Annotated in this window: 21 protein-coding genes; 14 read left to right on the plus strand and 7 right to left on the minus strand. The window is 67.8% G+C overall.

Features of this window, described 5'->3' with window-relative positions:
• Window positions 1-21: 21 nt before the first annotated feature.
• Window positions 22-1104, plus strand: coding sequence for a hypothetical protein (locus tag HWW87_RS24785; protein ID WP_175822529.1), 1083 nt, complete (start codon window positions 22-24; stop codon window positions 1102-1104).
• Between the two features lie 93 nt (window positions 1105-1197).
• Here HWW87_RS24785 and purU read toward each other — a convergent pair whose 3' ends face one another.
• The 5 genes from purU to HWW87_RS24810 form a co-directional block, all read right to left on the minus strand.
• Window positions 1198-2082 carry a formyltetrahydrofolate deformylase gene (purU, locus tag HWW87_RS24790; protein ID WP_174389022.1) on the minus strand — a complete coding sequence of 295 codons (885 nt, stop codon included), beginning with the start codon at window positions 2080-2082 and terminating at the stop codon, window positions 1198-1200.
• Window positions 2083-2143: 61 nt separating this feature from the next.
• On the minus strand, window positions 2144-3010 hold the full coding sequence (locus HWW87_RS24795; RefSeq protein ID WP_175822530.1) for an NUDIX hydrolase family protein: 867 nt from the start codon (window positions 3008-3010) through the stop codon (window positions 2144-2146).
• Between the two features lie 5 nt (window positions 3011-3015).
• Window positions 3016-3630: a LysE family translocator gene (locus HWW87_RS24800; RefSeq protein ID WP_059575668.1), complete on the minus strand. Its 615-nt coding sequence runs from the start codon at window positions 3628-3630 to the stop codon at window positions 3016-3018.
• Window positions 3631-3715: 85 nt separating this feature from the next.
• Window positions 3716-4282, minus strand: coding sequence for an adenine phosphoribosyltransferase (locus HWW87_RS24805; protein ID WP_175822531.1), 567 nt, complete (start codon window positions 4280-4282; stop codon window positions 3716-3718).
• Between the two features lie 77 nt (window positions 4283-4359).
• Window positions 4360-6366 carry a monovalent cation:proton antiporter family protein gene (locus tag HWW87_RS24810; RefSeq protein ID WP_175822532.1) on the minus strand — a complete coding sequence of 669 codons (2007 nt, stop codon included), beginning with the start codon at window positions 6364-6366 and terminating at the stop codon, window positions 4360-4362.
• A 125-nt stretch (window positions 6367-6491) separates the two neighbouring features.
• Between HWW87_RS24810 and kdsD the strand changes: the two genes are divergently transcribed.
• The 11 genes from kdsD to HWW87_RS24865 all read left to right on the plus strand — a co-directional run bounded on the left by kdsD (window position 6492) and on the right by HWW87_RS24865 (window position 15723).
• Window positions 6492-7475: an arabinose 5-phosphate isomerase KdsD gene (gene kdsD / locus HWW87_RS24815; RefSeq protein WP_175822533.1), complete on the plus strand. Its 984-nt coding sequence runs from the start codon at window positions 6492-6494 to the stop codon at window positions 7473-7475.
• A complete protein-coding gene (locus HWW87_RS24820; RefSeq protein ID WP_175822534.1) occupies window positions 7475-8011 on the plus strand; it encodes an HAD family hydrolase in 537 nt (178 codons plus the stop codon). The genes kdsD and HWW87_RS24820 overlap by 1 nt, the downstream gene beginning before the upstream one ends.
• Before the next feature lie 3 nt (window positions 8012-8014).
• Window positions 8015-8629 carry an LPS export ABC transporter periplasmic protein LptC gene (gene lptC, locus HWW87_RS24825; protein WP_174432229.1) on the plus strand — a complete coding sequence of 205 codons (615 nt, stop codon included), beginning with the start codon at window positions 8015-8017 and terminating at the stop codon, window positions 8627-8629.
• A 20-nt stretch (window positions 8630-8649) separates the two neighbouring features.
• Window positions 8650-9315 carry a lipopolysaccharide transport periplasmic protein LptA gene (gene lptA / locus HWW87_RS24830; protein ID WP_175822535.1) on the plus strand — a complete coding sequence of 222 codons (666 nt, stop codon included), beginning with the start codon at window positions 8650-8652 and terminating at the stop codon, window positions 9313-9315.
• On the plus strand, window positions 9312-10088 hold the full coding sequence (lptB, locus tag HWW87_RS24835) for an LPS export ABC transporter ATP-binding protein (protein WP_175822536.1): 777 nt from the start codon (window positions 9312-9314) through the stop codon (window positions 10086-10088). Before lptA ends, lptB begins: the two co-directional genes overlap by 4 nt.
• A 160-nt stretch (window positions 10089-10248) precedes the next feature.
• On the plus strand, window positions 10249-11754 hold the full coding sequence (locus tag HWW87_RS24840; protein WP_175822537.1) for an RNA polymerase factor sigma-54: 1506 nt from the start codon (window positions 10249-10251) through the stop codon (window positions 11752-11754).
• A 158-nt stretch (window positions 11755-11912) separates the two neighbouring features.
• Window positions 11913-12272 (plus strand): ribosome-associated translation inhibitor RaiA, encoded by a 360-nt coding sequence (raiA, locus tag HWW87_RS24845; RefSeq protein ID WP_006477786.1) that lies wholly within the window; start codon window positions 11913-11915, stop codon window positions 12270-12272.
• 194 nt (window positions 12273-12466) lie between these two features.
• Complete coding sequence (locus HWW87_RS24850; protein ID WP_027806888.1) at window positions 12467-12979, plus strand: PTS sugar transporter subunit IIA; 513 nt, start codon at window positions 12467-12469, stop codon at window positions 12977-12979.
• 129 nt (window positions 12980-13108) lie between these two features.
• Window positions 13109-14077 (plus strand): HPr(Ser) kinase/phosphatase, encoded by a 969-nt coding sequence (gene hprK / locus HWW87_RS24855; RefSeq protein WP_006483133.1) that lies wholly within the window; start codon window positions 13109-13111, stop codon window positions 14075-14077.
• Between the two features lie 74 nt (window positions 14078-14151).
• On the plus strand, window positions 14152-15060 hold the full coding sequence (gene rapZ / locus HWW87_RS24860; protein WP_174432231.1) for an RNase adapter RapZ: 909 nt from the start codon (window positions 14152-14154) through the stop codon (window positions 15058-15060).
• A 27-nt stretch (window positions 15061-15087) separates the two neighbouring features.
• Entirely contained in the window at window positions 15088-15723 is a 636-nt protein-coding gene (locus HWW87_RS24865) for an LON peptidase substrate-binding domain-containing protein (RefSeq protein ID WP_175822538.1), read from the plus strand.
• A gap of 125 nt (window positions 15724-15848) precedes the next feature.
• Here the strand turns inward: HWW87_RS24865 and mutY are convergent, their stop codons facing one another.
• Together mutY and mutM are read right to left on the minus strand one after the other, a co-directional pair.
• The gene (mutY, locus tag HWW87_RS24870; protein WP_175822539.1) at window positions 15849-16955 is read right to left on the minus strand and encodes an A/G-specific adenine glycosylase; all 1107 of its coding nucleotides are present in this window, start codon (window positions 16953-16955) and stop codon (window positions 15849-15851) included.
• Window positions 16956-16979: 24 nt separating this feature from the next.
• Window positions 16980-17807, minus strand: coding sequence for a bifunctional DNA-formamidopyrimidine glycosylase/DNA-(apurinic or apyrimidinic site) lyase (gene mutM, locus HWW87_RS24875; protein ID WP_048246970.1), 828 nt, complete (start codon window positions 17805-17807; stop codon window positions 16980-16982).
• A 246-nt stretch (window positions 17808-18053) separates the two neighbouring features.
• On the opposite strand from mutM, the gene HWW87_RS24880 reads away from it, so the two are divergent.
• A complete protein-coding gene (locus HWW87_RS24880) occupies window positions 18054-19877 on the plus strand; it encodes a tetratricopeptide repeat protein (RefSeq protein WP_174432234.1) in 1824 nt (607 codons plus the stop codon).
• Complete coding sequence (gene lolB, locus HWW87_RS24885; RefSeq protein WP_175822540.1) at window positions 19877-20497, plus strand: lipoprotein insertase outer membrane protein LolB; 621 nt, start codon at window positions 19877-19879, stop codon at window positions 20495-20497. The genes HWW87_RS24880 and lolB overlap by 1 nt, the downstream gene beginning before the upstream one ends.
• The last annotated feature ends 3 nt before the right edge of the window (window positions 20498-20500 follow it).

Consider the following 20500-nt stretch of genomic DNA (forward strand, 5'->3'; position numbering starts at 1 on the left):
CACGGACGACAGGAATCCACGATGGAGAAGCAACAAGAGTCGCGCGACACGCAGAACCGCGAGCCGCACCTGCGCAGCGTGCGGCTGACGAGCGACTTGAGCCTGCCGAAGCTGTCGGCACTCGAGGTCGGCAGCTATCTCTTCGCGCTCGTCATGATGTGGCTCGTCCTCGAGCTCCGGCTGCTCGGCGGGATGCTGGCCGGCCTGCTCGTCTATCAGCTGATCCACACGATCGCGCCCGTGATCGAACGCCATACCACCAGCATGCGCGCGCGCTGGGTCGCCGTCGTGCTGCTGTCGATCGCGATCGTCGGCGGGCTCACCGGCCTGACGCTCGGCATCATCGAGCATTTCGAGCACACGGTGCCGAACCTGCAGAGCCTGCTCGACCAGTTGATGCAGATCGTCGAGCAGACCCGCGCACGCACGCCGGCCTGGATCGCGAACCTGCTGCCCGTCGACGTCGAACAGATGAAGACGAAGGCGGCCGTGCTGATGCACTCGCACATGGACCAGCTCCAGCAAAGCGGCAAGAGCGTCGCGCGCGGCTTCGGCCACGTGCTGTTCGGGATGATCATCGGCGCGATGATCGCGATCGGCGTCGAGCAGGGCAAGGTGCGCCGGCCGCTGTCGACCGCGCTCGTCACGCGCGTGTCGCGCTTCGCCGACGCGTTCCGCCGCATCGTGTTCGCGCAGATCAAGATCTCGGCGATCAACGCGGCCTTCACCGGCATCTACCTGCTCGTCGCGCTGCCGATCTTCCACCAGCGGCTGCCGCTGTCGAAAACGCTCGTGCTCGTCACGTTCATCGTCGGCCTGCTGCCCGTGATCGGCAACCTGATCTCGAACACGCTGATCGTCGCGGTGTCGCTGTCGGTCAGCATGGGCACCGCGATCGCGTCGCTCGCGTTCCTCGTGGTCATCCACAAGCTCGAATACTTCCTGAACGCGAAGATCATCGGCGGCCAGATCGAGTCGCGCGCGTGGGAGCTGCTGCTCGCGATGCTGATCATGGAAGCCGCGTTCGGGCTGCCGGGCGTGATCGCCGCGCCGATCTTCTATGCGTACCTGAAACGCGAGCTGTACCTGCTGCGGCTGATCTGAAGCCGCCCGCTCGTCAACGGCGATAAAAAACGCCGCGCCCCGTGAAGGGCGCGGCGTTTTTGCTCGTGGAGCCGGCCTTCCGCGGCCGACGGATCAGCGGAACACGACCGTCTTCGTCCCGTTCAGCACGATCCGGTGCTCGACGTGCCACTTCACCGCGCGCGCGAGCGTCACGCACTCGACGTCGCGGCCGATCGCGGTCAGCTGGTCGGGCGTCATGCTGTGATCGACGCGCTCGACTTCCTGCTCGATGATCGGGCCTTCGTCGAGATCGGTCGTCACGTAGTGCGCGGTCGCGCCGATCAGCTTCACGCCGCGGTCGAACGCCTGGTAGTAAGGCTTCGCACCCTTGAAGCTCGGCAGGAACGAATGGTGGATGTTGATCGCGCGCCCGGCGAGCTGCTCGCACATGTTCGGCGACAGGATCTGCATGTAGCGCGCGAGCACGACGAGATCGGCCTGGTGCTCGTCGATCACTTCCAGCACGCGCGCTTCCTGCGCGGCCTTCGCGGCATCGGACGAACCGCCGATCAGCGGGAAGTGATGGAACGGAATGTTGTAGCTCGCGGCAAGCTGGTAGAACTCCTTGTGGTTCGACACGATCGCCGGAATCTCGATCGGCAACTGGCCGGTGCGATAGCGGAACAGCAGGTCGTTCAGGCAGTGGCCGATCTTCGACACCATGATCACGACGCGCGGCTTCACAGCCGCATCGTGCAGCTCCCAGCGCATCGAGAACTGCTCGGCGAGCGGCGCGAATTCGTTGCGAAGCGTGTCGAGCGCCGACGCGGCATCCACGCCGCCGCCGTCCTGCTCGAAGTGCACGCGCATGAAGAACTCGCTGGTGCGGCTGTCGCCGAACTGCGCGGAATCGAGGATGTTGTTGCTGCGCTCGAACAGGAAGCCCGAGACCGCATGGACGATGCCGTGCCGGTCGGGGCACGACAGTTTCAAGATAAAGCTGTGATCGGTCGGCATGACCGCGACTCCCATTGTTTCCGTATTCGTCAAATTGCCCGTTCGCGCCGCGCGGCGCGCGTCACGCGGCCGGCACGAACAGCGCGTCGATACCGGCCGCGTCGGCCGCCGGAATCCAGCGGTGGCGCAGCAGCGTGTCGAGCGTCGCGAGGCTCGCATCCATCGTCGCGCGGCCTTCGCGCAGCCAGCCGATCACCTCGGGCACGCTGGCCAGCAGGTGCTCGGCCACTTCGCCGTCCTGGTTGCGCGGCGCGAAGTCGTGCGGCAGCGGCAGGTCGTACACGAAGATCAGTTCCGACTGCGTGCCTTCCGGCAACGCGTTCAGCACCTGTACCGTGCGGCCCGCGATCGCGCGCGCCGCCAGATCGGCCGGAATGCCGGCTTCTTCCCAGCATTCCTTCGCGAGCGTCTCGTGAACGCCCAGCCCCCAGCCGATCCCGCCGGCGACGACGTTGTCGAGCATGCCGGGGTCGGTGGCCTTGGTCGCGCTGCGGCGGCCGAGCCACATCTTCGGCGCGGCCGCGGCGGGCGGCTCGCCCGGCGTAACCGCGTATTCTACGATGCCGTTCACGTGCACCGCATAGGTCTGCGTGCCGAAGAAGCGCGACGCGGCGCGCTCGATGTAGGCGAGCGGCGGATCGTCGAAGCGGTTGCGGATCGCGTAGATCTCGTCGCGCCAGCCGGGAATCGCGCCTTCGGCCGCGAGCGCGCCGATCGCGCTGGCCAGCGCCATGCTGCGCGCGTCGACCGAATCGTAGCGCGCCGACAGCACGACCCGCTCGCCGGTCAGCTCGAACACGTCGGGCCAGCGCGCGAGCTTCGCGACGTCCTGGCGGCGCACCCAGCCGACCGCCTGGCCGGCGATCTCGAAACGCAGATGCGCGGCCGGATCGAAGCGGCGCGCGGCCGCGATGCACGGAAACGTCATCGCGCTCAGTCCTTCAGCGCGACGCGGATGCCGATCGCGATGAACGTCGCGCCGGCGATCCGGTCGAGCCACACGCCGGCCTTCGGGCGGCGCTTCAGCCATGCGCCGATCATGCCCGCGCCGACGCCGAACAGCGAGAAGACCGCGGCCGTCTGCAGCATGAACAGCGCGCCGAGCTCGAACATCTGCAGCGTCACGCCCTGCGCGCCGTGCGGATCGACGAACTGCGGCAGGAACACGACGAAGAACAGTGTGACCTTCGGGTTCATCAGGTTGCCGATCACGCTCTGCCGGAAGATCGTGCCGAGCGGCTGCGGCGGGCGCGCATGCGCGTTCGCGAGGCCCTGGCTGCGCAGCGCCTTGATGCCGATCCACACGAGGTATGCGGCGCCCGCGAGCTTCAGGATCTGGAACGCGACCGGCGACGAACGCAGCACGGCCGCGACGCCGAGCGCCGCGAGCGTCGTGTGGAACAGGATCCCCGCCGTGAAGCCGAGCGCGGCGACGAAGCCGGCCGCGCGGCCCTGCGAGATGCCGCGGGCGAGCACCTGCAGGTTGTCGGGACCCGGCGCGAACGTGATCGCGATCGACGTGGCGAGAAACAGCATGAAATTGGGCATCGTGACCTCGCTGCGGAATGTGAACCAAGCGTGAACCAGGCGTGAACCCGGCAAGCCGGAGCGGCAACCCCCGGCGGACCGGCGTTCAGTGGCCGGCGAATTCGGTAACGGTATAGACCGGCAGTCCGGCGTTGCGCAGCAGCGCCGAGCCGCCGAGATCGGGCAGGTCGATGATCGCCGCGCCTTCGACGACCACCGCGCCGAGCCGCTGCAGCAGGTTGCGCCCCGCCATCATCGTGCCGCCGGTCGCGATCAGGTCGTCCATGATGATCACGCGGTCGCCGGGCTTGCACGCATCTTCGTGAATCTCGACCGTCGCGCTGCCGTATTCGAGGTCGTACGATTCCGAACGCGTCTTGTACGGCAGCTTGCCGACCTTGCGGATCGGCACGAAGCCGACGCTCAGCTCGTACGCGACGATCGGCGCGATGATGAAGCCGCGCGCGTCGAGGCCCGCGACGTAGTCGAGCTTCGCGTCGACATAACGTTCGACGAACAGGTCGACGAGGATGCGCAGCGCCTTCGGGCTCTGCAGCAGCGTCGTGATGTCGCGGAACTGCACGCCCGGCTGCGGCCAGTCGGGCACCGTGCGGATCTGGCTGTGGAGGAAGGCGACCGGATCGAGCGGTGTGCCCGGCGACGAATGCGGCATGAAACTCTCCGAAAAAAACGGTGCGCGAAGATCGGGCACCGTTTCTGATCAATACGGGTCAGGTTGTGAATCGCGGCTCACGCAGCCGCGGCCGGCGGATCGCGCCGATGGCGCGACAACCGCTCCTCCGCGAGCGCGAGCGCCTCGGGCAGCCCGCGCAGCACCACGATGTCGCTCGCGCGCAGCTTGGTCTGCGGATCGGGTTCGACGCCGCGGATGCCGTGCCGGCGGATCGCCGTGACTTCCAGGCCGAGCGCATACAGCCCCAGTTCTTCCAGCGAACGCCCGACCGCGTCCGCGCGCGCATCGACCGGCACCGATTGTAGCCGCACCTGCTCGTGATCGTCGTCGTCCGCGTCGTCCGCGCCGCGGAAATAGCCGCGCAGCAGGCTGTAGCGCTCGTCGCGCATCTCCTCGACGCGTCGCACGACCTTGCGCATCGGCACGCCGACCAGCACCAGCGTATGCGACGCGAGCATCAGGCTGCCCTCGACGATCTCCGGAATCACCTCGGTCGCGCCGGCCGCGAGCAGCTTCTCGAGATCGGCATCGTCGACGGTGCGCACGATCGCGGGCAGCGTCGGCTCCAGCTCGTGCACGTGGTGCAGCACGCGCAGCGCGGACGGCGTGTTCGCATAGGTGATCGCGACGGCCGCCGCCCGGTGGATACCAGCCGCGACCAGCGACTCGCGGCGCGCCGCGTCGCCGAACACAACCGATTCGCCGGCCGTCGCGGCCGCGCTCACGCGATCGGGGTCGAGATCGAGCGCGACGTACGAAATGCCTTCCTGCTCGAGCATGCGCGCCAGGTTCTGGCCCGCGCGGCCGTAGCCGCAGATGATCACGTGGCCGCGCTGCTTCAGGCTTTGCGTCGCGATCCGCGTCATCTGCAGCGACTGCTGCATCCATTCGGTCGACGACAGCCGCATCACGATGCGGTCGGCGTTCTGGATCAGGAACGGCGCGGCGAGCATCGACAGCAGCATCGACGCGAGGATCGCCTGCAGCAGCGTCGAATCGACGAGATGCCGGTCGAGGATCAGGTTCAGCAGCACGAAGCCGAATTCGCCGGCCTGCGCGAGGCCGATGCCCGTGCGCATCGCGACGCCCGGCGTCGCGCCGAAGAGGCGCGCGAGCCCGGCGATCATGGTCGCCTTGAACAGGATCTGCCCGACGAAGAAGCCGAGCACGAGCAACGGATGCTCCCAGATCACGCGCGGATCGAGCAGCATCCCCGTCGTCACGAAGAACAGGCCGAGCAGCACGTCGCGGAACGGCTTGATGTCCTCCTCCACCTGGTGGCGGAACGGCGTCTCGGAAATGAGCATCCCCGCGATGAACGCGCCGAGCGCGAGCGACAGGCCGAACTTGTCGGTGATGAACGCGGCGCCCAGCGTGACGAGCAGCAGGTTCAGCACGAACAGCTCCTGCGAGCGGCGCCGCGCGACGACGTTGAGCCAGCGCGTCATGAAGCGCTGCCCGATGACCAGCAGCAGCGTAAGCGCGATCACGATCTTGACCGCCGCGACGCCGAGCGTGAGCGCGAGGTCCTTCGACGATTCGGCGCCGAACGCGGCGATCACGATCAGCAGCGGCACGACCGCGAGATCCTGGAACAGCAGCACGCCGAAGATGTTGCGGCCGTGCTCGGTCTCGATCTCGAGCCGCTCGGCGAGCATCTTCGACACGATCGCCGTCGACGACATCGCGAGCGCGCCGCCGAGCGCGATGCTGCCCTGCCATGTGAGGTGCTCCCAGCGCTCGAACAGCGCGCCGAGCGCGAGCGCGAGTACCAGCGTCGCGACGACCTGCAGCAGCCCGAGCCCGAACACGAGCCGCTGCATCGACCTCAGCTTCGCCAGCGAGAATTCGAGGCCGATCGAGAACATCAGGAACACCACGCCGAATTCCGCGAGATGCTCGGCCCGTTCGAGATCCGCCGTGATGCCGAGCGCGTGCGGGCCGACCAGGATGCCGACGGTCAGGTAGCCGAGCATCGGCGGCAGGTTCAACGAGCGGAATACGACGACGCCCACCACCGAGGCCAGCAGCAGCAGCAGGGTCATTTCGAGCGGGGAAATCACAGGCGAAGCGTCCTCGTTCGTCGGGGCCACGGCAATGCGGGCGCGGGGTGGTGGCGGTGGACAGGCTGCTTCGGACGAGTCCGAAGGCCGGCGCGGCGAACAAACGCCTTTGCTATACTCCGCGCATGATAGCGAAAATCAATGATGACCGGGCGCTCGCGCTCGCCCGCGACGTGCTCGACATCGAGGCGGACGCCGTGCGCGCGCTGCGCGACCAGCTCGACGGCGGCTTCGTCGAGGCCGTTGCGCTGCTGCTCGGCTGCCGCGGCCGCGTGGTGGTGTCCGGCATCGGCAAATCGGGGCATATCGCCCGCAAGATCGCAGCCACGCTGGCCAGCACCGGCACCCCGGCCTTCTTCGTCCACCCTGCCGAGGCCAGCCACGGCGACCTCGGGATGGTCACCTCCGACGACGTCTTCATCGGCATCTCCTATTCCGGCGAATCGGCGGAACTCGTCGCGATCCTGCCGCTCGTGAAGCGGATCGGCGCGAAGCTGATCGCGATCACGGGCCGAGTGGGGTCGAGCCTCGGCACGCTCGCCGACGTGAACCTGAACGCCGCGGTGTCGAAGGAAGCGTGCCCGCTGAACCTCGCGCCCACCGCGAGCACGACCGCCGCGCTCGCGCTCGGCGATGCGCTCGCCGTCGCCGTGCTCGACGCGCGCGGCTTCGGCTCGGACGATTTCGCGCGCTCGCATCCGGGCGGCGCGCTCGGCCGGCGCCTGCTCACCTACGTGCGCGACGTGATGCGCTCGGGCGACGACGTCCCGTCCGTCGGGCTGAACGCGACGCTGTCGGACGCGCTGTTCCAGATCACCGCGAAACGCCTCGGCATGACGGCCGTGGTCGACGCCGACGGCAAGGTCGCCGGCATCTTCACGGACGGCGACCTGCGCCGCGTGCTCGCGCGCGACGGCGACTTCCGCACGCTGCCGATCACCGAAGTCATGACGCGCGACCCGCGCACGATTGCGCCGGATCACCTGGCGGTCGAGGCCGTGGAACTGATGGAGCGCCACCGGATCAACCAGATGCTGGTCGTCGATGCCGACGGCGCGCTGATCGGCGCGCTGAACATGCACGACCTGTTTTCGAAGAAGGTGATCTGATGAGCGCAGCGCTGACTGCGGCCGAACGCGCGAGCCGCGTGAAGCTGATGATTTTCGACGTCGACGGCGTACTGACCGACGGCGGCCTGCTGTTTACTGCGGCCGGCGACGCGATGAAGTCGTTCAATTCGCTCGACGGCCACGGCGTGAAGCTGCTCGGCGAAGCCGGCATCGCGACCGCGATCATCACGGGCCGCCGCTCGGACATCGTCGCGGCGCGCGCGAAGGAAATGAAGATCGCGCACCTGTTCCAGGGCGTCGAGAACAAGCTCACCGTGTTCGCCGACCTGATCGCGTCGCTCGGCCTGACGGCCGACGCCTGCGGCTACATGGGCGACGACTGGCCCGACCTGCCGGTGATGCTGCGCTGCGGCTTCGCCACGGCCCCCGCGAACGCGCACCCCGAGGTGATCGCCCGCGCGCACTGGGTCGCCGAGGCCCGCGGCGGCCACGGCGCCGTGCGCGAGGCCTGCGATGCGATCCTGCGTGCGCAGCGCCGCTACGACGCGCTGCTCGCCGCCGCCTGCGGAGCCTGACCGATGAGCACGCATTTCCGCTGGACCCAGATGCTGCCGCTCGCCGCGGTCGCCGCGCTCGCGGGCGTCACCTGGTGGCTGCTGCAGGCCACCCTGCCGCCGCCCGGCGAGGGCACCGTGCAGCCGAAGCGCCACACGCCCGACTATTTCGCGGACAACTTCTCGGTCACCGAGCTCGACCAGTCCGGCACGACCCAGTACCGGCTGACGGCCGCGAAGCTGGTCCATTACGAAGACACCGAAAGCAGCGACCTGACCGATCCGGCCATGCGCGCGTTCCAGCCCGGCAAGCCCGTCGTGACGACCACCGCGAAGCGCGGCACCGTCAACGGCGACGTGTCGATCGTCGATTTGTACGACGATGCGCGCATCCTGCGCGCAGCCGGCGGCGGCGATCCGCAGATGCAGGCCGATTCCCAGCATTTCCGGATCTTCGTCAATGACGATGTGATCCAGACCGAAAAGCCGGTTAAACTTCAGCGCGGCCTGTCGCTCGTCAACGCGACCGACGGCATGAAGTACAACAACGTCACCCGGGTCATCGAGCTTTACGGCAACGTGCGCGGCACGATTGCCGCGGCGGACACGTCCGGCGGCTCGAAAGGTCAACCCAAGTGACGCATCCCTCACGTGACTGCATGAACGAACCGTTCCCTCGACATATTTCCGGCGGCGCTGCGCGCGCCGTCCGCGCCGCGCTCGCCGCGACGCTCGTGGCGCTCCCGCTCATCGGGCTGGCGCCGCTCGCCCATGCCGAGAAGGCCGACCAGAACAAGCCGATCAACGTCGAGGCCGACAACCTGACCTATGACGATCTGAAGCAGGTCACGGTCGCGACCGGCAACGTCGTGATCACGAAGGGCACGATCATCATCAAGGGCGATCGCGTCGAAGTGCGTCAGGACCCGGAAGGCTACCAGTACGCGACGTCGTTCGGCAGCGGCAAGAAGCACGCGACGTTCCGCCAGAAGCGCGAAGGCCTCGACGAATACATCGACGGCGACGCCGAGCGCATCGACTACGACGGCAAGCAGGACCTGACCACGCTGACCACCGCCGCGACCGTGCGCCGCCTGCAGGGCACGTCGACGATCGCCGATACCGTGCACGGCAGCGTGATCACGTACGACGGCCAGCGCGACTTCTACACCGCGAAGGGCGGCAAGGACGTCGCGGCGCCGGGCAACCCGAACGGCCGCGTGCGCGCGATGCTGTCGCCGAAGAACGGCGGCCCCGCGCCGCTGAACGGGGCGCCGGCCAAGCTGTCGCCGTCGACCACGATCCAGGGAGCGCCCGGCCAATGAACGCGCTCCCGAACCGCCAGCCGGCCGGCACCACGAGCTCGCTCGTCGTCCGCAACCTGAAGAAGCGCTACGGCTCGCGCACGGTCGTCAAGGACGTGTCGCTCGACGTGAAGAGCGGCGAAGTCGTCGGCCTGCTCGGCCCGAACGGCGCCGGCAAGACCACGTCGTTCTACATGATCGTCGGCCTCGTGCCGACGGACGCGGGCGAAATCTCGCTGAACGGCAGCTCGATCAGCCTGCTGCCGATCCACAAGCGCGCGTCGCTCGGCCTGTCGTACCTGCCGCAGGAAGCGTCCGTGTTCCGCAAGCTGACCGTCGAGGAAAACATCCGCGCGGTGCTCGAGCTGCAGCACGGCGAAGACGGCAAGCGGCTGTCGAAGGACGCGATCTCGTTGCGCACCGAAGCGCTGCTCGATGAGCTGCAGATCGGCCACCTGCGCGAGAATCCCGCGCTGTCGCTGTCGGGCGGCGAACGGCGCCGCGTCGAAATCGCGCGCGCGCTCGCGACCAACCCGAGCTTCATCCTGCTCGACGAACCGTTCGCCGGCGTCGACCCGATCGCGGTGCTCGAGATCCAGAAGATCGTCAAGTTCCTGAAGCAACGCAACATCGGCGTGCTGATCACGGACCACAACGTCCGCGAAACGCTCGGCATCTGCGACCACGCGTACATCATCAGCGACGGTTCGGTGCTGGCCGCCGGCGCCCCCAGCGAAATCATCGAAAACGAAAGCGTGCGCCGCGTGTACCTCGGCGAACACTTCCGCATGTAACTTCCTCCTCGTGGCTGGCTGCACCCCGCCCGGCATCGCCGCGCGGGGCCGCGCCCCGCTTCGCGGCCATGCCCGCGACCGGGCGGCGCGCCGCGCGTAATCGCGGATGGCTCAACGCGCCTGGGTCGTGGCAAACTGCCGGTATGACTCCCTCCTTGCCATGAAAGCCAGCCTTCAACTCCGCCTGTCGCAACATCTGGCGCTGACGCCGCAGCTGCAGCAGTCGATCCGGCTCCTGCAGTTGTCGACGCTCGAATTGCAGCAGGAAGTCGCGATGGCCGTCGCGCAGAACCCGCTGCTCGAGAACGACGACGAATGGATCGCGAGCCCGCTGCGCGTCGCGTCGGACGGGTCGCTGATCGCGCAGACGCCGCCCGCCCAGAACACCGAGCCCGCCACGTCGAACGGCAGCGGCTCGTCCAGCGATCGCGCGGAGCGCGACGAGCCGGCCGGCGCCGACGAATACGACGGTTACGGGTCCGGCGACGGCAACGACGGCCCGCAGTGGAACCTCGACGAATACGGCCGCTCGAGCGGCGCGTCCGACGACGACGACCTGCCGCCGCTGCAGGTGCAGGAAGCCGCGACGTCGCTGCGCGACCACCTGTCCGCGCAGTTGCGCGTCACGCAGGCCGGCCCGCGCGATCGCGCGCTCGTGATGTTCCTGATCGAATCGCTCGACGACGACGGCTACCTGACCGCCACGCTCGACGAAGTGCTCGCCGACCTGCCGCCCGAACTGGACATCGACTGCGACGAACTGAACGCGGCGCTCGCGCTGCTGCACAGCTTCGACCCGGCCGGCGTCGGCGCGCGCTCGGCCTCCGAATGCCTGAAGCTGCAGCTGCTGCGTCTCGATCCGTCCCCGACGCGCACGCTCGCGCTCGAGATCGTGTCGCAGCATCTCGAACTGCTCGCCGCACGCGACTTCACACGGTTGCGCAAGCACCTGAAGGCGAGCGACGACGCGCTGCGCGACGCGCACGCGCTGATCCGCTCGCTGGAGCCGTTCCCCGGCGCCGCATACGGCAAGGCCGAGGCCGACTACGTCGTGCCCGACATCATCGTGAAGAAGGCCGGCCAGGGATGGCTCGCGGAGCTCAATCCGGAGGTCGTACCGCGCCTGCGGATCAACAACCTGTACGCGAACATCCTGCGCAACAGCCGCGGCGATCCGTCGGCCGGATCGCTGAAGCAGCAGCTTCAGGAAGCGCGCTGGTTGATCAAGAACATCCAGCAGCGTTTCGACACGATCCTGCGCGTCGCGCAGGCTATTGTCGAGCGTCAGAAGAATTTCTTTGCGCACGGTGAAATTGCCATGCGCCCCTTGGTTTTGCGGGAAATAGCTGATACGCTGGGCCTACACGAGTCGACTGTCAGCCGTGTGACAACCGGGAAGTACATGCTGACCCCGTTCGGGACGCTTGAATTTAAGTACTTCTTCGGATCTCACGTCTCGACCGACACCGGTGGCGCCGCGTCGTCGACTGCCATCCGAGCCCTCATCAAGCAACTGATAGGAGCTGAAGACCCAAAATCGCCACTTTCGGACAGCCGCATTGCCGAGCTGCTGGCAGAACAGGGTTTCGTGGTCGCGCGCCGCACGGTTGCGAAATATCGCGAAGCCCTCAAGATCCCGGCAGTAAATCTGCGCAAGTCTCTTTAAGCCTGCTGCCTGCTCGGCGGCAGGCGTGTCCCGGCCACCGCGCACACGGGGAACAGGCCGGACGACCTGTCCGCGATACGCCGCCTCGTGCGGCACGGGCAAGTCGACCGGAGCGCCGCCTCGATGCGGCCGGGTGGCCACTCGCTTGGAGAAGCACTATGAACCTGAAGATCAGTGGACATCATCTCGAAGTCACGCCTGCAATTCGCGAATACGTGATCACCAAGCTGGACAGGGTGCTACGGCATAGCGATCAGGTGATCGATGGCACTGTGATCCTCTCGGTCGACAACCACAAGGAAAAGGACAAGCAGCAGCGCGCGGAAATCAACCTGCACCTGAAGGGCAAGGACATCTTCGTCGAAAGTGCGAACGGCAACCTGTACGCCGCGATCGATCTGCTGATCGACAAGCTGGATCGCCAGGTCGTCAAGCACATGGAGCGCCTGCAAACGCACGCGCACGACCCGATCAAGCTTCAACCGTCGATCGACCAGATCGAACTGCCGCCGCAATAACCGTCACTGCAACACGCACGCCGCCCGGTTCGCCGGGCGTTTTTTTTGCGACTCCGCGCGGAAGTGCAACCGGTCCGTCCGTGCTGCGCCACGCACGCGGCTGTGCTCTATAATGTTCCGGTTATCGCCGGGGGGTGTTGGATGCGGTAGCTGCGTTGCAGGTTGCCATGCCACATGCCTTGATATCGCCGAACATGGAAAATCAGTCCGCCGCCGCAAGGAGACCCCAGGCCGCTCAATCGCCTGCCAACATGAATCGCCTAGCCAAAATCCTGCCCATAGAGAACGTCGTCATCGACCTCTCGGTCACCAGCAAGAAACGCGTCTTCGAACAAGCCGGGCTGATGTTCGAGAATCAGAACGGCATCGGCCGCAGCACCGTCACGGACAACCTGTTCGCGCGCGAGCGCCTCGGTTCGACCGGGCTCGGCGAAGGTGTCGCGATTCCGCACGGCCGCATCAAGGGCCTCAAGCACCCGCTCGCCGCGTTCGTCCGCCTGGCCGATGCGATCCCGTTCGAAGCGCCCGACGGCCAGCCGGTCGGCCTCCTGATCTTCCTGCTCGTCCCCGAGCAAGCCACCCAGCAGCACCTCGAGATCCTGTCGGAAATCGCGCAGCTGCTGTCCGATCGCGACGCACGCGAGCGTCTGCACAACGAAACGGATATCGCCGAGTTGCATCGCCTGCTCACTCAGTGGCAACCTTGAGTTGTTCCGGGCGGAATATTTCCCCGTACGAGGCGGCACACGCCGCCGTCCAGGGCCGCCCGGCGCCGGCCCGGCATGGCGACGTCCGTCGCCGCGCGCCCGCACCGGCCCATTGGAGTGACGAGAGTCATGGATACGTCCAGCATCAACGCCCAGAGCATCTTCGACGACAACGCAGCCACGCTGAAACTGAGCTGGCTGACGGGGCATGAAGGCTGGGAACGCGGCTTTTCGGCCGATACGGTCGGCAACGCAACGTCGAGCGCCGACCTCGTCGGCCACCTGAACCTGATCCACCCGAACCGGATCCAGGTGCTCGGCGAAGCCGAAATCGACTACTACCAGCGGCAGACCGACGAAGACCGCTCGCGCCACATGGCCGAGCTGATCGCGCTCGAGCCGCCGTTCCTCGTCGTTGCCGGCGGCGCCGCGGCCCCGCCCGAACTGGTGCTGCGCTGCACGCGCTCATCCACGCCGCTGTTCACGACGCCGATGTCGGCCGCCGCGGTGATCGACAGCCTGCGGCTCTACATGTCGCGCATCCTCGCACCGCGCGCGACGCTGCACGGCGTGTTCCTCGACATCCTCGGGATGGGCGTGCTGCTGACCGGCGATTCGGGCCTCGGCAAGAGCGAGCTCGGCCTCGAGCTGATCAGCCGCGGCCACGGCCTCGTCGCCGACGACGCGGTCGATTTCGTCCGTCTTGGCCCCGATTTCGTCGAAGGGCGCTGCCCGCCGCTGCTGCAGAACCTGCTCGAAGTGCGCGGCCTCGGCCTGCTCGACATCAAGACGATCTTCGGCGAAACCGCCGTGCGGCGGAAAATGAAGCTGAAGCTGATCGTCCAGCTCGTGCGGCGCCCCGACGGCGAATTCCAGCGCCTGCCGCTCGAAAGCCAGACCGTCGACGTACTCGGTCTGCCGATCAGCAAGGTCACGATCCAGGTCGCGGCCGGCCGCAACCTCGCGGTGCTCGTCGAGGCGGCGGTCCGGAACACGATCCTGCAGTTGCGCGGAATCGACACGTTGCGCGATTTCATGGATCGGCAACGACTCGCGATGCAAGATCCCGACAGTCAGTTCCCCGGCAAGCTGGTGTAACCTGCACGCGCCGGCCGCGCAACGCCGACGCGTCGAGCCGGTGCTATGATGAAACGTCAGGATTCTCCGTTCCCATGCGCATCGTCCTCATTACCGGCATCTCCGGCTCAGGCAAGTCCGTCGCGCTGAACGCGCTCGAAGACGCAGGCTATTACTGCGTCGACAACCTGCCGCCGCACGTGCTGCCCGAACTCGCCCGCTACCTCGCCCAGGACGGCCAGCGCCGGCTCGCGGTCGCGATCGACGCGCGCTCGAGCGCGTCGCTCGATGAAATGCCCGGCCTGATCCGCGAGCTCTCCCGCAAGCACGACGTGCGCGTGCTGTTCCTCAACGCGAGCACCCAGGCGCTGATCCAGCGCTTCTCCGAAACGCGCCGCCGCCATCCGTTGTCCGGCTCGCGGTCGCACGATGCGGACGTCGGCCTGCTGTCGTCGCTCGAGGAAGCGATCGAGCGCGAGCGCGAGCTCGTCGCGCCGCTCGCCGAATTCGGCCACCAGATCGATACCAGCACGCTGCGCGCGAACGCGCTGCGCACCTGGGTCAAGCGCTTCATCGAGCAGAAGAACAACGACCTGATGGTGATGTTCGAATCGTTCGGCTTCAAGCGCGGCGTGCCGCTCGACGCCGACCTGATGTTCGACGTGCGCGCGCTGCCGAACCCGTACTACGACCACGAGTTGCGCCCGCTCACCGGGCTCGACCAGCCGGTCATCGCCTTTCTCGACGCACTGCCGATCGTCCATCAGATGATCGACGACATCCATGCGTTCCTGATGAAATGGCTGCCGCACTTCCGCGATGACAACCGCAGCTACCTGACCGTCGCCATCGGCTGCACGGGCGGCCAGCATCGCTCGGTGTTCATCGCGGAAACGCTCGCCGCGCGCCTGGCGCGCAACGCGAACGTGATCGTGCGGCATCGTGACGCGCCAGTGGATGTCGACGCGTCGTCGCGGCTCGTCTCCGAGGTCGACCGACCCTAGCGACACCCGCCCCCACGCCCGCGCGCCATGTCCTCCCTATCGACCACCCTGATCGACCTGCCGCTGTTTCCGCTGCACACGGTGCTGTTTCCGGGGGGGCTGCTCCCGCTCAAGGTGTTCGAGGCGCGCTATCTCGACATGTCGCGCGCATGCCTGCGCGACGACGCACCGTTCGGCGTGTGCCTGCTCAAGAGCGGGCCCGAAGTCGCGCAGGACGGCGCGGTGTCGGTGCCCGAGACCATCGGCTGCATGGCGCGCATCACCGAGTGCGATACCGGCGAGTTCGGGATGCTGTATCTGCAGGCGGTCGGCACGCAGCGTTTCGAGCTGCTGTCGTATCGCGTCGAAGGCAACGGGCTGCTGGTCGGCATCGCGGAGCCGCTGCCCGACGACATTCCGCTCGAAGGCGAACAGGCGCTCGCGCAGTTCGGCTCGTGCGCCGAGGTGCTCGAGCGCATCATCGACGCACTGAAGAAGTCCGATCCGGAGAAAATGCCGTTCGGCGAACCGTTCCGCCTCGACGATCCGAGCTGGGTATCGAATCGCCTCTCGGAACTGCTGCCGCTCGACCTGCGCGCGCGGCAAAAGCTGATGGAGTTTCCGGACGTCGGCGCGCGCATCGACGCCGTGCACCACGTGCTCGATCGGCACGGCTGGCTGTAACGACCGCCGGCTCTGTCGCGCGTCGCGCGTGCCGCCCGCCTGAAGGGCCCTTCCTGCGCGACGGCCAAGCCGCGGCAGCCCGGCGCCTTCCCGAACGCGGCCCGCGCCGCGCCCTTCCCCGTTCGTTACAGCAGCGGCCCGCTCAGCGCATCGAGCAGCTTGCGCACGGGCGCCGGCACGCCATACGCGTCGAGCCGGCTCAGCGGCACCCATGCGGTGTCCGCGTCCCGCGCCGGCGACGGCAGGCCGCCGCCGTCCGCCAGATCGCTCAGCCGCGGCTCGATCTCGAGCCGGAAATGCGTGAACGTATGCGTAAGCGGCGCGAGCGGCACCGTGCCGCCGCCGCCGAAGCCGCGCGCGAGATCCGCGAGCGCGGCATCGCCGTCCGCTTGCGGCAGGCTCCACAGCCCGCCCCAGATGCCGGTCGGCGGCCGTCGCTCGAGCAGCACCGCGTCGCCGTCGCGCAGCACGAGCATCCAGGTCTTGCGCGTCGGCACGGCCTTCTTCGGCCGCGCGGCCGGCAGTTCGCGCTGGCGGCCGGTGGATTGCGCGACGCAGTCGCCCGCGAACGGGCAGCGCGCGCAGTCGGGCTTGCCGCGCACGCACAGCGTCGCGCCCAGATCCATCAGCCCCTGCGTATACGCGCTCACGTCGGCCGCGTTCGCGGCATCGGGCAGCAGCGACTCGGCGAGCGCCCACATGTCGTTCTCGACGCGCTTCTCGCCCGGAAAGCCCTCGACGCCGAATACCCGCGCGAGCACGCGCTTCACGTTGCCGTCGAGGATCGTTGCGCGCGCACCGTACGCAAACGATGCGATCGCGGCGGCCGTCGAGCGGCCGATGCCCGGCAGTTCGGCCAGCGCGTCGGGCGTCGCCGGAAACACGCCGCCGTGCTCGGCGACGACGACCTGCGCGCAGCGGTGCAGGTTGCGCGCGCGCGAGTAGTAGCCGAGCCCTGCCCACAGCGCCATCACGTCGTCGTTCGGCGCGGCCGCGAGCGCGGCGACGTCGGGGTAGCGGTCGAGAAAACGCGTGTAATACGGAATGACGGTCGATACCTGCGTCTGCTGCAGCATGATTTCCGACAGCCAGATCCGGTACGGATCTCGGGTGTTCTGCCATGGCAGGTCGTGGCGGCCATGCGCGCGCTGCCACGCGACGAGACGCGTGGCGAACGTGCGGTGCAGCGGCGTGACGGGGAACGGAGCGGGGGCGATGCGGGGCGGCTTCAAGTTATCTGATCGTGGAAAAGGGTTTCAACGCTGGCACGTCGGACAGAAATAGGTCGACCGCTGGCCCTGCACGATCTGGCGGATCGGCGTACCGCATACGCGGCACGGCTGGCCGGCGCGATCGTAGACGAAGCAGTCGAGCTGGAAGTAGCCGCTTTCGCCGTTGCTGCCGACGAAATCGCGCAACGTGCTGCCGCCGCGCTCGATCGCGTCGGCGAGCGTCGCGCGTACCGCATCGGCCAGCCGCTCGTAGCGCGGCAGCGAAACCTTGCCGGCGGCGGTGGTCGGCCGGATGCCGGCGCGAAACAGGCTCTCCGACGCATAGATGTTGCCGACGCCGACGACCATGTCGCCCGCGAGCAGCGCCTGCTTGACCGACACCGTGCGGCCGCGCGTACGCGCATGCAGCAGCGCGCCGGTGAACGCCGGCGAGAACGGCTCGACGCCGAGGCTCGCGAGAAGCGGATGCGCATGCACGTCGCCTGCTTCGCGCGGATGCCACAGCACGGCGCCGAAGCGGCGCGGATCGCGGAACCGCAGCACGAATTCGTCGAAGATCCAGTCGATGTGATCGTGCTTCGCGGCGACCGGCACGCCGGCCGCGGGCAGCACGCGCAACGTGCCGGTCATCCCGAGATGGACGATGAACCAGCCGGCATCGACTTCGAACAGCAGGTACTTGCCGCGGCGCTCGACGGCAAGCACCTCGCGCGCGCGCAACTGCTCGGCGAGCCCCGCCGGCACGGGCCAGCGCAGCATCGCGGTACGGACGTCGACACGCTCGACGCGGCGGCCCGCGACAAAGGGCTCGATGCCCCGGCGCGTGACTTCGACTTCTGGCAACTCTGGCATGTTTTGCGGGTCTGAGGCTACGGTCTGCTTACATAGGGAACGCGCATGCGCCGCCACGAGAACGGACGTTCTCGCGGCGATCCCGAATCAAACACGGGAATGCCCGACATCGCCCGCCTGGCAGCACGCGAGGCGGGCGATGTCGGGCATTCGCATGGGGGTTCCACAGGTAAACGGACCCTATCACGATCGTGCGTGTATTGTAGCGAGCGCGTTACAATCGGTTGAAACATCGAACGGATTTCCATGACCCTGCCCTCGAAGCTGCTTCAGAAGCGCCCCGCCGCCGTGCGCGGCGCGCGCGCCTTCCCGGTCCGCCGTGCACTCGGTGCCGCGCTGTTTGCCGCCTGGACCCTCACCGCCTTTCCGGCCCACGCGCAGGCTCCGGCATCGGACGACGCGGAGCCGCAGGGTGCGTTCGAGCATGTGATGCCGGACGAGCAGAAGAATCTCCCCGGCGTGCCGCTGACGAGCCAGATCGTCTACCAGGTGCTCGCCGCCGAGGTCGCGCTCCAGCGCAGCCAGCCGGCGCCGGCCTACCAGACCTACCTCGCGCTTGCCCGCGACACGCGCGATCCGCGCATGGCGCAGCGCGCGACCGAAATCGCGCTCGGCGCGCAAAGCCCGGCCGACGCGCTGTCCGCCGCGAACCTGTGGCGCCAGTACGCACCGGATTCGAACCGGGCGTCGCAGGTCGACGCCGCGCTGCTGGTGCTCGCCGGCAAGCCGGCCGACGCGCAGCCGATGCTCGCGCGCGAGCTGGCCCGCGCGACCGGCGACACGCGCGGCCCGGCGATCCTCGCGTTGCAGGCGCTGCTCGTGCGCGGCTCCGACCGCGTCGGCGGCCTCGCGGTGCTGAAGGACATGCTGAAAAACGACATGAATCGCCCCGAGGCGCAGCTCGCGATCGCGCGGCAGCAGCTCGCGGTCGACGACAAGGACGGCGCCGCGCAGTCGCTGAAGCAGGCGCTGCAGATTCGCCCCGACTACCTGCCGGCGGCGCTGATGCTGTCGCAGATGGGGCCGGCGGAACGCGCGGCGGGCATCGCGTCGTTCGAGAAGTATGTTCAGCAGAATCCGAAGTCGCGCGACGCACGGCTCGCGCTGTCGCAGCTCTATCTGGCCGACGACCGCCTCGACGACGCACAGAAGCAGTTCGAGACGATGCGCAAGCTCGACTCGAAGGATCCGACGCCGCTGATGGCGCTCGCGCTGATCAAGATCCAGCAGAAGAAACTCGACGAGGCGACCGGCTACCTGAAGCAGTACGTGCAGCTCGGCGACAAGCAGCCGAACCTCGACGTCGGCCAGGGCTACATCTACCTCGCGCAGATCGCGATCGACCAGAACAACGACGCGCAGGCGTCGCAATGGCTCGACAAGGTCGACCAGACGAGCCAGCACTACCTGCCCGCGCAGATCACGCGCGCGCAGCTGCTGCAGAAACAGGGCAAGACCGACGAGGCGCGCAAGGTGCTCGACAACCTGCCGATCACGGATCCGCGCGACGCGGCCGTGGTGGCGCGCACCGATGCGTCGATCCTGTTCACGGCGAAGCGCTATCCGGAAGCGGAGGCGCGGCTCGGGCAGGCCGTCCAGGACTTCCCGGACGATCCCGACCTGCGCTACGACTACGCGATGGCGGCCGAAAAGACGGGCCACTACACGACGATGGAAACGCAGTTGCGCGAGCTGATCCGCACGCAGCCCGACAACCCGCAGGCCTACAACGCGCTCGGCTATTCGCTCGCCGACCGCAACCAGCGCCTGCCCGAGGCCAACAAGCTGATCGACAAGGCGATGGCGCTCGCGCCGAACGACGCGTACATCATGGACAGCCTCGGCTGGGTGAAGTACCGGATGGGCGACACGGCCGGCGCGACGAAAGTGCTGCAGCGGGCATACGAACTGCAGCCGAACGCCGAAATCGGCGCGCATCTCGGCGAAGTGCTGTGGAAGAGCGGCGCGCAGGACGACGCGCGCAACGCGTGGCGTGCCGCGCAGAAGCTCGAGCCCGACAACGAAACGCTCGTGCAGACGCTGAAACGCTTGCAGATCAACGGCCTCTGATGCAGATGTTCCCGATGTTTTCCCTGTCCTCCCGCGCGCAGCGCATGCTCGCCGCGGCCGGCGCGGCGCTCGCGCTCGCCGGCTGCGCGAGTACGCCGCCGTCAGCCGGCACGCCGACGGGCGCGGCACTGCAGACGGCGGCGACGCATGCGTACCACGGCCGCTTCGCGGTGCGGTACGACGATCGTCTCGGCAACCCGCAGAACGTGTACGGCAACTTCGACTGGCAGGAACACGGCGACGACGTGTCGCTCGAACTGCGCAGCCCGCTCGGCCAGACGCTCGCGGTCGTGAAATCGACGCCGCACGCGGCGTCGCTCGAATTGCCGAACCGTCCGACCCAATATGCGCCGGACGTCGGCGACCTGATGCAGAAAACGCTCGGCTTCGAGCTGCCGCTCGCGGGCCTGCGCTACTGGCTGCTGCCGACCGCCGCCCCCGCGACGCCCGCGGAAACCGTGCGCGATCCGGCCGACGGCACGCGCCTCAAGCAGCTCCGCCAGGACGGCTGGACGATCGACTACCTTGCCTACGCGGATGCCCCGGCCACGGGCGTCAAACGCGTCAACCTCGTGCGCGCGACGCCGCCGCTCGACATCAAGCTCGTGCTCGATCAGTGAGCA

Origin of the sequence: Burkholderia sp. BCC0419 (assembly GCF_902830285.1) — a bacterium.
In the GTDB taxonomy this organism is placed as follows: Bacteria; Pseudomonadota; Gammaproteobacteria; order Burkholderiales; family Burkholderiaceae; genus Burkholderia.